The organism is Streptomyces sp. NPDC007084 (genome assembly GCF_040703595.1).
Classification (GTDB): domain Bacteria; phylum Actinomycetota; class Actinomycetes; order Streptomycetales; family Streptomycetaceae; genus Streptomyces.
Genome location: NZ_JBEYFY010000075.1, coordinates 20,311 through 32,135 on the forward strand (window position 1 = coordinate 20,311; position 11,825 = coordinate 32,135).

The window sequence follows — 11,825 nt, forward strand, 5'->3', positions numbered from 1 at the left end:
GCTCGGGACCGCCCTGACCGAGGCCTGCGCCCACCTGGCGGGAGGCCGACGACATCGCCGGACGCGGCCTCATGCGCGACGGCGAGTGGCTCGTGGCCGACTGAATCGGCCGGACGGGGTAACCCGGCACGGCGGGGCAGTGGCGGCCGGACGCCGTCCGTCGTCCCGGAACCCTACGGAGGACACATGGCACTCGTCACGGCAGCGGTCGTGGTGCTGGACTGCGCCGAGCCCGAGCAGCTCGCCGCGTTCTACAAGGATCTGCTCGACGCGGAGGAGACGGACGCGAGCGGCAACCGCGTCGAGATCAAGGGCGCCGACGGCATGCGGATGGCCTTCCGCCGGGACGTGAACGCCACCCCGCCGAGCTGGCCGCGCCCGGAGAACTCCTTCCAGGCCCACCTCGACTTCCATGTGGAGGACCTGGACGAGGTGGAGCGCAAGGTGGTCGGCCTCGGCGGACGGCCGCTGGAGACCAAGGACATGTCGGGACCGTACGAGGAGCGCGGTTACGCGGACCCGGCCGGGCACTCCTTCACGCTCCGGTGCGTCCGCTCGACGGCACCCAAGCAGGGCTGAGCCCGATCCCGGCGCCCCGGCAGGCAGGATGCCGGCGGTCCCCCGACACCGATGATCCCGGCGGGTCCCGTCACGTCGACGGGGGCCGCCGGGATCATCGCTGCCGGGTCCCGTCGACGCGGGTCGACGGGACGGGACCGCCGGACGGGTGACCTCAGTCGCGGCCGCCGGACTTGTCGCCGGCGGGCCACACACCCGTCGAACGCTCGATGGCCTTGGCGCCTGACCGGTCCACCGCGCTGCGCACCACGGCGAAGATGGCCCCCTGGATGGCCGCGGCGAGGAGCACCTCGCCCCAGCCGCGGTCCCGGTCGAGGGCGTCGGGGGCGTTGTCCTCGTGCCGGATCGCCTTCCACGTCTTCTGGAAGGCGAGCCCTGCCAGGGAGCCTCCGGCCCAGCTCAGCGCGAAGCCGACGGGCTTGTAGGCCAGGGGCAGCTTCTGCTTCTTCTGCTTCTTGGACACTGGGGCTCCTTCTCGCTCTCCGTGCACGGGCGGCCGTGGGCGTACGGCGCCCGGTCCGACGCGGTACGAGTGCCCGAAGTATGCCCACCGATTCCCTCCGTCCGCATGGTTGAGCCGCGAGGGCAGGGGAAACCGGCCGGAGTGACCAGTGACGACACCAAGGAAGAGCCCGGCGCCGGACCGGACCGGACGGACGCGGGCGACGCGGGCGGCGGTGGGGGCGGGGGCGACGGAGCCGACAGCAGGACACGGGTCACCGTGTTCGTGGCGCTGGGCGCCAATCTGCTGATCGCCGTGGCCAAGGCCGTCGGCGGCCTGATCGCCGGATCGCCCGCGCTGCTGTCCGAGGCGGCGCACTCCGTGGCGGACAGCCTGAACGAGGTCTTCCTGCTCGCCGCGCTCCGCCGCAGCAAACGCCCCGCCGACCGCCGGCACCCCTTCGGCTACGGCAAGGAGCGGTTCTTCTGGTCCCTGCTCGCCGCCGTCGGCATCTTCGTCATGGGTGGCTGCTTCTCCTTCTTCCAGGGCTTCGAAGCGCTGCGCAACGGCGCCGAGGAATCCTTCAGCGGCTACATGGCGGGCATCGCGGTCCTCGTCGTCTCACTGCTCGCGGAGGGAGCCTCGCTGCTGCGGGCCCTCTTCCAGGTGCGCCGCCAGGGCGGCTCCGCGGGGATGAAGGACCCGGCGCTGCGGACCGTCGTCGCCGAGGACGGCACCGCGGTGCTCGGCGTCACACTCGCGATCATCGGCATGGTGCTCCACATGGTCACCGGCCAGGTCGTCTGGGAGGCCTCGGCCTCGCTCGCGATCGGGGTGCTGCTGGTCTTCGTCGCCTTCTGGCTCGGCCGCGACGCCCGCGACCAGCTCATCGGGCGGGCGGTGGACGACGAGGAGAGCGACGGAATCCGCGAGCTGCTGAAGGCCCAGCCCGAGATCGACAGCGTCGAGACCCTGCTGACCATGGAACTGGGCCTCGACTCGACGCTGGTGGCCGCGCGTATCGACCTCGTCCCGGGGCTGGACAGCGAGGAGGTCGAGGACGTCGCCATCCGTATCAAGCGCTCCGTCGCCCACGCCTTCCCGAGCGCCGACCAGATCTTCCTGGACGTGACCGACGCCAGGACCGCCCGGGCGGCGGCGCGACGCGGCGAGACCGGGATGAGCGACTGGGGGCACGTGGAAGAGACCGAGAATGCGGGGGACGCGGAGACCGCCGGGAGCGCCGGACACGCCGGAGGCCGGGCAGCGGAAAGCCCCGCCGCGACGGGAGAGCGCGGCGGGGCCTGAGCCTCGGACGCCCGGCGCCGCACATTCATGCGGCCCGGGCCACCGGAGGGGGCGGGGCCCGACGTCAGTCGGTCGGGTCCAGCACGAAGACGGGGATCTCCCGGTCGGTCTTCTTCTGGTAGTCGGCGTACGTGGGGAACGCGGCGACCGCCCGCTCCCACCACTCGGCCTTCTCGTCGCCGGTGACCTCCCGCGCGACGTACTCCTTGCGGACGGGCCCGTCCTGGAGCTCCACGTGCGGGTCGGACGTGATGTTGAAGTACCAGACCGGGTGCTTGGGGGCGCCGCCGAGGGAGGCGACCACCGCGTACCGCCCGTCGTGCTCGACGCGCATCAGCGGGGTCTTGCGGATCTTCCCGCTCTTGGCGCCGCGCGTCGTGAGGATGATGACGGGCAGCCCCGTGTCCCGCAGCGTCGTCCCCTCGGTCCCGCCGGACCCCTCGTACAACTCCACCTGGTCCCGCACCCACTGGGTCGGGCTGGGTTCGTACTCGCCCTCAAGTGGCATGACTTCCGTCCCATCATCGCGTCGGACTGGTCGTGTGTCGGCACGATTCAACACCAGGGCGGACGGGAAACTTCCGCACCCGCGGGCCCGGCGCGGCTCTCGGCGGAGGCGGTACGGGGACTCGGCGGGCGGCGCGGACACATCACGGCGTCACCAGCACCCGTACGGCCAGCAGCGCGATCACCGCGCTCGACACCAGCCCCGTCGCCAGCCGTCCCAGACGGCCTGTCAGGGCCCGGCCGAGCAAGGCGCCGCCCCCGGCGAGCAGAAGCTGCCAACTGGCGGAGGCCGCGAACGCGGCGAGCACGAACACCGCCTGCTCCGGCGGGCCGACGGCCTCGGCGGTACGGCTGCCGAGCACCAGAGCGGCGAAGTACACGACCGTGGTCGGGTTCAGCAGTGTGATCCCGAGGAGCGAGAGGTAGGCACGGCCAGGACGCGGCGGGTCCGGCACCGCGCGTGCCGTGAGCCGGTGTTCGCGGTACCGGCGCACCGCGCCCACCGCGCCCTGGACCGCGAGCGCGGCGAGGACCAGGGCGGAGGCCCAGCGCAGCGGGACGAGGACGGGTCGCAGGGCGGCGGCGAGCGCCGTGCCGCCGAGCACGGCGACGAGGGCGTACAGCCCGTCGGCCGTGGCGACACCGAGCGCGGCGCAGGCTCCGGTCCGCGGCGTCGTGCGCGCGGTGAGGGCGACGAGGTAGGCCGCGACCGCCCCGACGGGCACGGCGATGCCGTAGCCCGCGAGAAGCCCCGCGGCCAGCGCGGCGGTCACGACGCGAGGCGGTCGGGCCTCCGGGGACGGCCGGGCTGCCGCGCGCCCCGCACCGGACGGACGGCGGCGGAGGGCGGCAACAGGAAGGCTTCGATCGTGGACATGCGCCGATGTTCGGGGCACGGGTTCCGCCCACGCAACCGAATTCCGGAAGGCGTGCCGGCGAGGGGATCAGGCCATCGGCGCGGCGGCGGACGGACGGGGTACGCCGAAACGCCAGGGGAAACGGAACCCGCCCCACCGCACTTCGGCCAGATCGGGCGAACGGCGCATCTGGCCGAACTTCGCGTGGCCACATAGATGCCTGGGGCATCTAATGAAGATCGGTAAGAGGGAACCATCGCTTGCGAGGTCACTCATGACAGAAGCCCCCCTGACTCACCGACCCCCCACGTCACAGCCCCCGGCGCCGCCGCTCACCGAGCCGGTCGCCTTCCCGCAGGACCGCACGTGCCCCTATCACCCGCCCACCGGCTACCAGCCGCTGCGCGAGGACCGGCCCCTCTCGCGGATCTCCCTGTTCGACGGGCGCGGGGTGTGGGTGGTCACCGGTCATGCCACCGCCCGTGAGCTGCTCACCGACCAGCGGCTGTCCTCGGACCGCACGCTGCCCGCCTTCCCCGCGACGACCGAGCGGCTGGCCGGGTCACGCGACCGCCGCGTCGCGCTGCTCGGCGTCGACGACCCCGAACACCACGTCCAGCGCCGCATGCTGGTGCCGAGTTTCACGCTCCGGCGGACCGCCGCGCTGCGCCCCCGTATCCAGGAGACCGTGGACCGGCTGCTGGACCGTATGGCCGAACAGGGCCCGCCCGCCGAGCTGGTGAACGACTTCGCGCTCCCCGTGCCGTCCACGGTGATCTGCGCGCTCCTCGGCGTCCCCTACGCCGACCACGACTTCTTCGAGGCGCAGTCCCGCAAGCTGCTGCGCGGTCCCGCCGGCGCCGACGTGGACGAGGCCCGGAGTCAACTGGACGACTACTTCGGCTCGTTGATCGACCGCAAGCAGGCCGAGCCCGGGGACGGACTGCTCGACGAACTCATCCACGACCAGTTGCGGGAAGGCAGGATCGACCGGCGGGAACTGATCCGGCTGGCGACCATCCTGCTCGTGGCCGGGCACGAGACGACGGCGAACATGATCTCGCTGGGCACCTTCACCCTGCTCAGGCATCCGGAACAACTCGGCGAACTGCGGGCCGATCCGGGCCTGATGCCCGCCGCCGTCGAGGAACTCCTGCGGTTCCTGTCCATCGCGGACGGACTGCTGCGGGTCGCGACCGAGGACATCGAGGTGGCCGGCAAGACCATCCACGCCGGCGACGGCGTGGTGTTCTCCACCTCCGTCATCAACCGCGACACGCAGACCTTCCCCGACCCCGACGACCTGGACTGGCACCGGCCGGCCCGGCACCACGTCGCGTTCGGCTTCGGCATCCACCAGTGCCTCGGACAGAACCTGGCCCGGGCCGAGATGGAGATCGCGTTGCTGTCGCTCTTCGACCGCTTCCCCGGCCTGCGGCTGGCCACCCCCGCGGACGCCGTCCCGTTCAAGCCCGGGGACACCATCCAGGGGATGCTCGAACTCCCCGTGACCTGGTAGCGGAGGACCGGTATGAGCGTCGACATCGCGATCGACAAGGACGTGTGCATCGGCGCCGGCCAGTGCGCCCTGACCGCGCCGCGCGTCTTCACCCAGGACGACGACGGGTTCAGCGAACTCCTGCCGGGCGGCACGGACGCCGCCGGCGACCCGATGCTCCGCGAGGCGGCCCGGGCCTGCCCGGTCGCCGCGATCACCGTGAAGGGGGTGTGACGGGCGGTGAAGGAGGGTTGACCGGCCACGAAGGAGGCTTGACGGGCCGGGGACGGGCCGGGGGACCCGGTCGGCGGCCGGGGCCCCGCCCCAGGTGGGCCGGGTCCACCGCCGGGGCGGGCGGCAGGGGCGTCTAGGGTTCCGGTGTGAGCGAACCGACCCGGAAGCCCTTCCTCTACGTCGTCGTCTGCGCGGCGGGTGTCGCCGAGGACGTCGACACGCTGATCACCGCGGCACTGCGGCGGAACTGGGAGGTCGGCGTCGTCGCCACACCCCAGGGCCTCGGCTTCTTCGACGCGGTCGCCGTCGAGGAGCGGACCGGCCGCCCGGTGCGCTCCGCCTGGCGGACCCCGGGCGAGACGAGTCCCTTCCCAGCCCCGGACGCGGTGGCCGTCGCCCCGGCCACCTTCAACACGGTCAACAAGTGGGCGGCCGGCATATCGGACACGCTCGCCCTCGGAACGCTCAACGAGGCGTACGGACTTGGCGTCCCGATCGCCGTACTCCCGTGCGTCAGCAAGGCGTTGGCGGTCCACCCCGCCTACCGCGAGAGCGTCGAGCGGCTGCGCGACATGGGCGTCCGCTTCGGGGGCCCGTACGCGGGCGGGGTCCAACCGGACGGCACGCGCGCGGACTTCGGCTGGGAGCGGGTGCTCGACCTGCTGGACGGCGCCGAGGGTTCCTACGGTCCCGACGGTTCCGATGACCCCGACGGACCCGACGGACCCGACGGACCCGACGGACCCGATGACCCCGACGGCCCCGACGATCGCGGCGGAGCCTAGGCCCGCCGGGGCGGTCAGGGGTGGTCAGGGGCGGCGGAAGACGGTGATCGAGTGCCCGACGTCGTCCACCGGACGGCTGGTCGCGAGGAGTGCCCTCAACCGGGCGTCGGCCTTGGCGATCGCGGTGTCGGACACGGCGAGCAGACCGTGCACCCGCTCCGGCGGCACCCCGCGCGGATCGGCCGCGTCGATCCCGTACGCGGCGGGCACACCGGCACCCTTGTAGACGAGCCAGACCTTCTCGCCCGGATGGTCCCGGCGGAGCCGGTCGGCCAGGCGTCCGAGATCCTGGCCCCAGTCGACGTTCGAGTCGTGCAGCCGCAGCCGTGTGGCGGCCGGACCGCCGAACGCCTCGTTGGAGTACGGCAGATAGTAGGGGTACGTCCGCAGCGAGCTGACGGCGACGAACAGCACGAGCGCCGCCGCCCCGGCGCCCGTCCAGCGCCGCCGCACGGCCACGGCGCAGCCCGCCACGACCGCGAGGAACACCGGCACGAACAGCGCGTAGCGCACGCCGAGATCGCGGGAGCCGTTCATCGCCGCGCCCAGCAGCACCGCAGGCGGGAGCAGCAGATACGGCGCCGCCGACCGCAGTCGCCGCACGGCGGTCAGCGCGACGGTACCGGCCGCTCCCATCGCCGCCAGGCCGAGCGGGGTCTTCACCAGCAGCGCGGCCGGCAGGTAGTACCAGAGGGAACCCCGATAGAGACGGCCGAAGAGGAAGCCCTGCCAGACCGTGTCCTCGAAGCCGAACTGGACCCGCATGCCGTCCCGGTAGGGCCGAGGCAGCGGCAGCACGTCGACGAGCACCGCCCGCAGCCCGTGCACCACGGGCAGATCCGGAGGGGGCGTCCAGCGCAGCCGGGGGTCGACCGCGAGATAGGTCGCCCACACGGTCGCGACGGCCACCAGAAGCATTCCGGTCACCGCGGTCGCACCGGTGCCGAGCAGCCGTACGGTCCGGGAGATGGGGTTCACGGGGGCGGATCGGGCCGGCCGGGCGTCGATCCCGGTGCCGGTGCCGGTGCCGGTGCCGGTGCCTGTGCCGGTGCCTGTGCCTGTGCCCGGGCGCGGGCGCGTCCGCGTGCGGGTGCCCCCGTCCTCGCCCTTCCCCGCGTCCCCGCCCCCACCCCCGTCCCCGTCCCCGCGCAATGCCGGGTCGGATGCGGTGCGGCGGCCCGCGTGCCGTACGGACAGGGCCGCGAGGAGCAGGAGGAGCGGGACCGCGGGGAGCGTGCTCATCTTCGTGGCCAGGGCCGCGCCGAGGGCCACGCCCGCGAGCGGCACGTAGAGCCGGGGGCGGCGCCGGGCCCGCCACACCAGCCAGGCCGACGTCAGCACGAACCCGGCTGCCGGGACGTCGAGCGTGGCCAGCGAGCCGTGGGCGATCACGTCCGGAGAGAACGCGTACAGCGCGAGGGCCGCCAACGCGCCGGCCCGGCCGACGAGTTCACGGGTGAAGGCGAGGACCACCAGACCGAACAGCAGCGTCAGGACGATCACCGGGAGCCGCGCCCACAGCATCACCCGCCACGGGTCGTTGCCCGACTCGTACAGCAGACGCCGGCCCAGCTCCGTCTGGTCGCCCCGGAACGCGGGGTCGAGGTGCGGGCGGGCGAACAGCATGCCGGCGCCGATGATCAGCTTGCCGAGCGGCGGATGCTCCGGGTTGTAGCGCAGGCTGTGCTGCTGCACGTAGACCACGGCCGTGCCCGCGTAGACGGGTTCGTCGATCGTCGGCGTCTGCGCCACGGCCGTACTCACCATCGCGAACGTCATCTGCGCCAGCAGCGCGACCACGGCCACCGCGAACAGCGCGCGTCGCCGGTGCCGTAGCAGGTCCGTCCAGCCGCGCCACGGCGGCGTGGCGTCGCGGCTCACCGGCACGGGGTCGTCGCGCCTGCTCGCGGTGGAAGTCGGCATGCCCCTTGGTACGTGTGCCGCGGGCGGGGCCGCTCAGCGGTCGGTCCACGAATTCGGCCGGGTTCAGAACGGGGCGGCCGGGTCGCGCGGGGTGACCGCGAGGGCCCGGCGTACGGCGGCCCGCCAGGCGAAGGCGACGGCCAGTTCGACCAGACCGATGAGGATCATCCACAGGCCGAGCAGCCGGGTCAGGGCGCGCGCTGACTCGGTCGGCAGGGCGAGGACCACGATGCCGGCGATGACGCCGATCGCCGCCGCGCACAGCACGAACCCGCGGTGCGGCAGATCCCGGGAGGCGAGGGCGGTGTACGCGGTGAGGACGCCGGACACCAGCCAGACGATGCCGACGATCAGGGACAGGGCCGCGATGGTCTGCATCGGGTTGCGCAGGCACAGGACCCCGGCCAGCACGTAGAGCACCGCGATCAGCAGGCCGGCGATCCGGTCGCCCTGTTCCCGCCGGCCGAACACCGACACGAAGCGGAACCCGCCGATGACGAGCAGATAGAGCCCCAGGAGAACGGCCAGCACATGCAGCGTCTCGTCGGGCCAGACCAGCACCAGGACACCCGGGATCAGTGTCGCGAGCGCCGAGCCGAGCAGCCAGGTCCACGAGGCGCCGATCCCGGCCAGCAGCTCCGCCGGGTCGCCCGGGGGAGCGTACGCGGGTCCTCCGGGGCCGGACTCCGGGCCGGTGCGCGGCGCCGAACCAGGCGATTCGGTCATGGCTCCTCCTCGCGTCCTCACAGGGTCGCTCACGTCACGACGTGGTCGCTCACGACTTCAGGTGGTCGCTCACGACCTCACGCGGTCTCTCACGACCCCACGCCGTCTCTCATGTCCTCACGTGGTCGACGTCCTCGCTCCAGGGTCCCGTCCGCCGGCCGCCGCCGGGTCACCCCCGACGGGTGATCCTCCGGGCTACTCCGGCAGTTGACGCATCTCCACGACACGCAGCCCCAGCGAACGGCAGCGGGCCAGCAGCCCGTACAGATGCGCTTCGTCGACCACGGGGCCGAACAGGATGGTCTGCCCGGACACCAGCACGTGCTCCATCTCCGGGAACGCCTCGGCGAGCGTCTCCGACAGCTGTCCCTCGACGCGGATCTCGTAACGCATGGACTGCTCCCCCCGGCGAGTGACCTGGGCCATGCCCTGGGGCGGGCGGACGGGGCTTTTCCACGATCGTCCGGCGCGTCGGCTCGTACGGCCTCACCCGCGGCAGGTGAACGCGGGCCCCGCGCCGGTCGGCAACCCGACCCGGGCCTGCGTTGCGGCCCACGGCACCCGGGGTGACGATCAGTGGGCGAGGCCGCTCCGGACAGGGGCTGTGGCGCCCGGCACGGACTCGTCAGGGCCGGGACCCATCACCCCGGGAACGACGGGACCCATCACCCCGGGAACGACGGGACCCATCACCCCGGGAACGACGGGACCCATCACCCCGGGAAAGACGGGACCCATCACTCCGGGAACGAGACGCCGCGCCGCAGCCGAGAGATCGCGGAGGCCGACCCCATGGCAGGGCTTCTGACACCGGGCGGTGATGTGACACCGGCCGGTGATCCCCTGCTCGCCGTGCGGTTCGCCGTGCCGCGTCTCACCGACACCTTCGTCCGCAGGCCGCGCCTGGCCGACCGGCTGACCGCGGGCGTCCGAGGGCCGCTCACCCTGGTCACCGGGCCCGCCGGAGCCGGCAAGACCCTCGCCGTCGCCCACTGGGTGACCACGGCGCGGCACCCCGGTGACGTGGCCTGGCTGACGGTCGAACGGGAGGACACCGGCCCCGGCATCTTCTGGACGTACGTCCTTGAATCCCTGCGGCGGCACGGGGTGGCCGTCCCCGAAGGCGTCGGCCGCCCCTCTAGCCCCGGCGACGTGGACCACTCCCTGCTGACCCGCCTCGCCGCCTGGCTCGGCGAGCGCGCCGAGCCGGTGGTCCTGGTGCTGGACGACTTCGACCGGGCGGAAGCCTCGACGGCGGTGACGGACGAGGTCCAGTTCGTCCTGAGCCACGCGGGCGGCGGACTACGCCTCGTGCTCGTCAGCCGTACGGAGCCGCAGCTCCCGTTGCACCGCTACCGCGCGGCCGGCGCGATCGCCGAGGTGCGCGGCGCCGACCTGGCGTTCGCCGTGGACGAGACGGCCGACCTGCTGCGCCACCACGACCTGCGGCTGTCGCGGGACGGCACGCGGGCGCTCACCGAGTGGACCGGCGGCTGGGCGGCCGGGCTGCGGCTGTGCGTCCTCGCCGCGCGCGGCGCCGACGACCCCGGCACCTTCATCAAGGAATTCGAGGCGGGACGGAGCACCCTCGCCGACTTCCTGCTCGCCGAGGTGCTCGACGCGCAGCCCGCCGAAACCCAGGACCTCCTGCTGCGGACCAGCGTCCTGGACCAGATCCACCCCGACCTCGCCGACGCCCTGACGGGCCGGGACGACGGCCAGGCCATCCTGGATGGACTGCGGCGCGCCAACGCGTTCGTCGAGGCCGTCGGCCACGGCTGGTACCGGCTGCACCCGCTCTTCGCCGAGATCCTCCGCGTCCACCTGCGGGTCAGGAACCCCGGCCTGGAACCCGAACTGCGCCGGCGCGCCGCCCGCTGGCTGAGCGACGCGGGGCTCCTCGCGGAGGCGCTTCCGCACGCGGCGGGCGCGGGCGAGTGGGAACTCGCGGCGGACCGGTTCGTCGGCGAAGGAGCCATCGGCCTGCTGCTGACCGGCCTGGACGCCGAACGCCTCGACGGACTGTTCGCCGGGATGCCCCCGGACACCGCGGGCCCGGCCGCCTGCCTGGTCCGCGCCGCCCGCGAACTCGCCTCCCACGACGTCGACCGCGGACTCGACCACCTCCACCGCGCGGCGGACGCCCTCGCCGCCGGACACGCGGCTACGACGGAGCCCACGGAGGAGGGCGCCGAGCCCGTGGACACGGCGTCCCTCCGGCTCACCCACGCCCTGCTCCGCGTCCTCGCCGCCCGGCTGACCGGTTCCGCCGACCTGGCGCGCGGGGCCGCCCGGGACATGCGGACGGCGGAGCGCTCACTCCCCGCCGAACGCATCGGGCGGCACCCGGAACTGTCCGCGCTGATGCTCACCGACCTGGGCTCGGCCGAGCTGTGGGCGGGGCACTTCGACGCCGCCGTGGCCGCGCTGTCCGCCGCCGCCCGGACCGGGGACGGCCCGGCCACCGCGTACCCGCGCCACGAAGCGCTCAGCCGGCTCGCCCTGATCGACTTCCTGCACGGCCGGCCGGGCCGCGCGGAGTCCCACGCGCGGGACGCCGTCGCCGAGGCGGAACGCGCCGGCCTGCCGCCCGGCGTACGGACGGGCGTGGCCCAACTCGTCCTCGCGGCGGTCGCCGTGGACCGGGACGACCTCCCCGCCGCGCAGAACCACCTCGACCGGGCGACCGCCTCCCCTGCCGCCTCGCGCGATCCCGTCGCGTCGGCCGAACTCGGCCTCGTCCGCGCCCGAATCCTGCTCGCCCGGGGCCATCCGAAGGAAGCGGTACGGGTCCTGGAGGAGCTGCGGCGGCCCGCGCGCGAGGTCTGCCCGTCGCCCTGGGCCGACGAGCGGGCCGCCCTGCTGCTGTCCGCCGCGCGCCTGGTCCTCGGCGATCCGGCCGCCGCGCTGGAGGCGCTGGCCGGGAGCGGGTACGGGCGCGGGAGCCGGAGTGGCCCCGGGCGCGG

At 73.7% G+C, this 11,825-nt stretch carries 11 protein-coding genes and 1 pseudogene; 6 read left to right on the plus strand and 6 right to left on the minus strand.

The annotated features are described in order from the left end of the window. Positions 1-186: 186 nt before the first annotated feature. The gene (locus AB0912_RS32900; RefSeq protein ID WP_366706412.1) at positions 187-579 is read left to right on the plus strand and encodes a VOC family protein; all 393 of its coding nucleotides are present in this window, start codon (positions 187-189) and stop codon (positions 577-579) included. Positions 580-733: 154 nt separating this feature from the next. Here the strand turns inward: AB0912_RS32900 and AB0912_RS32905 are convergent, their stop codons facing one another. Then, complete coding sequence (locus AB0912_RS32905) at positions 734-1,042, minus strand: DUF4235 domain-containing protein (protein ID WP_366706414.1); 309 nt, start codon at positions 1,040-1,042, stop codon at positions 734-736. Between the two features lie 105 nt (positions 1,043-1,147). On the opposite strand from AB0912_RS32905, the gene AB0912_RS32910 reads away from it, so the two are divergent. Further along, a complete protein-coding gene (locus tag AB0912_RS32910) occupies positions 1,148-2,329 on the plus strand; it encodes a cation diffusion facilitator family transporter (RefSeq protein ID WP_366706416.1) in 1,182 nt (393 codons plus the stop codon). Positions 2,330-2,393: 64 nt separating this feature from the next. Here AB0912_RS32910 and AB0912_RS32915 read toward each other — a convergent pair whose 3' ends face one another. Together AB0912_RS32915 and AB0912_RS32920 are read right to left on the minus strand one after the other, a co-directional pair. Further along, positions 2,394-2,837 carry a nitroreductase family deazaflavin-dependent oxidoreductase gene (locus AB0912_RS32915; RefSeq protein WP_366706418.1) on the minus strand — a complete coding sequence of 148 codons (444 nt, stop codon included), beginning with the start codon at positions 2,835-2,837 and terminating at the stop codon, positions 2,394-2,396. Positions 2,838-2,979: 142 nt separating this feature from the next. Beyond that, the gene (locus AB0912_RS32920) at positions 2,980-3,609 is read right to left on the minus strand and encodes a LysE family transporter (protein ID WP_366706420.1); all 630 of its coding nucleotides are present in this window, start codon (positions 3,607-3,609) and stop codon (positions 2,980-2,982) included. Between the two features lie 358 nt (positions 3,610-3,967). On the opposite strand from AB0912_RS32920, the gene AB0912_RS32925 reads away from it, so the two are divergent. The 3 genes and pseudogenes from AB0912_RS32925 to AB0912_RS32935 all read left to right on the plus strand — a co-directional run. Then, positions 3,968-5,212, plus strand: a complete 1,245-nt coding sequence (locus AB0912_RS32925) for a cytochrome P450 (RefSeq protein WP_366706422.1) — start codon at positions 3,968-3,970, stop codon at positions 5,210-5,212. Between the two features lie 12 nt (positions 5,213-5,224). Next, positions 5,225-5,425: a ferredoxin gene (locus AB0912_RS32930; protein ID WP_366706424.1), complete on the plus strand. Its 201-nt coding sequence runs from the start codon at positions 5,225-5,227 to the stop codon at positions 5,423-5,425. A 146-nt stretch (positions 5,426-5,571) separates the two neighbouring features. Continuing rightward, positions 5,572-6,090 (plus strand): annotated as a pseudogene (locus AB0912_RS32935) (flavoprotein); the annotation flags it as partial. Between the two features lie 144 nt (positions 6,091-6,234). On the opposite strand, the gene AB0912_RS32940 reads toward AB0912_RS32935, so the two are convergent. From AB0912_RS32940 to AB0912_RS32950, 3 genes are all read right to left on the minus strand, one after another. Then, the gene (locus AB0912_RS32940) at positions 6,235-7,989 is read right to left on the minus strand and encodes a phospholipid carrier-dependent glycosyltransferase (protein ID WP_366706434.1); all 1,755 of its coding nucleotides are present in this window, start codon (positions 7,987-7,989) and stop codon (positions 6,235-6,237) included. A gap of 207 nt (positions 7,990-8,196) precedes the next feature. Then, the gene (locus AB0912_RS32945; RefSeq protein WP_366706426.1) at positions 8,197-8,859 is read right to left on the minus strand and encodes a DUF308 domain-containing protein; all 663 of its coding nucleotides are present in this window, start codon (positions 8,857-8,859) and stop codon (positions 8,197-8,199) included. A 195-nt stretch (positions 8,860-9,054) separates the two neighbouring features. After that, on the minus strand, positions 9,055-9,252 hold the full coding sequence (locus tag AB0912_RS32950) for a hypothetical protein (protein WP_366706428.1): 198 nt from the start codon (positions 9,250-9,252) through the stop codon (positions 9,055-9,057). Between the two features lie 399 nt (positions 9,253-9,651). On the opposite strand from AB0912_RS32950, the gene AB0912_RS32955 reads away from it, so the two are divergent. Then, positions 9,652-11,825 (plus strand): AAA family ATPase (locus AB0912_RS32955; RefSeq protein ID WP_366706430.1); only part of this gene is annotated, 2,174 nt, incomplete at its 3' end.

Excerpts from the sequence above, each read along its gene's own strand:
- AB0912_RS32900 (WP_366706412.1), top strand. The coding sequence starts at position 187 with ATGGCACTCGTCACGGCAGCGGTCGTGGTGCTGGACTGCGCCGAGCCC.
- AB0912_RS32910 (WP_366706416.1), top strand. The coding sequence starts at position 1,148 with ATGGTTGAGCCGCGAGGGCAGGGGAAACCGGCCGGAGTGACCAGTGAC.
- AB0912_RS32915 (WP_366706418.1), bottom strand. The coding sequence starts at position 2,837 with ATGCCACTTGAGGGCGAGTACGAACCCAGCCCGACCCAGTGGGTGCGG.
- AB0912_RS32925 (WP_366706422.1), top strand. The coding sequence starts at position 3,968 with ATGACAGAAGCCCCCCTGACTCACCGACCCCCCACGTCACAGCCCCCG.
- AB0912_RS32930 (WP_366706424.1), top strand. The coding sequence starts at position 5,225 with ATGAGCGTCGACATCGCGATCGACAAGGACGTGTGCATCGGCGCCGGC.
- AB0912_RS32940 (WP_366706434.1), bottom strand. The coding sequence starts at position 7,989 with ATGACGTTCGCGATGGTGAGTACGGCCGTGGCGCAGACGCCGACGATC.
- AB0912_RS32945 (WP_366706426.1), bottom strand. The coding sequence starts at position 8,859 with ATGACCGAATCGCCTGGTTCGGCGCCGCGCACCGGCCCGGAGTCCGGC.
- AB0912_RS32950 (WP_366706428.1), bottom strand. The coding sequence starts at position 9,252 with ATGCGTTACGAGATCCGCGTCGAGGGACAGCTGTCGGAGACGCTCGCC.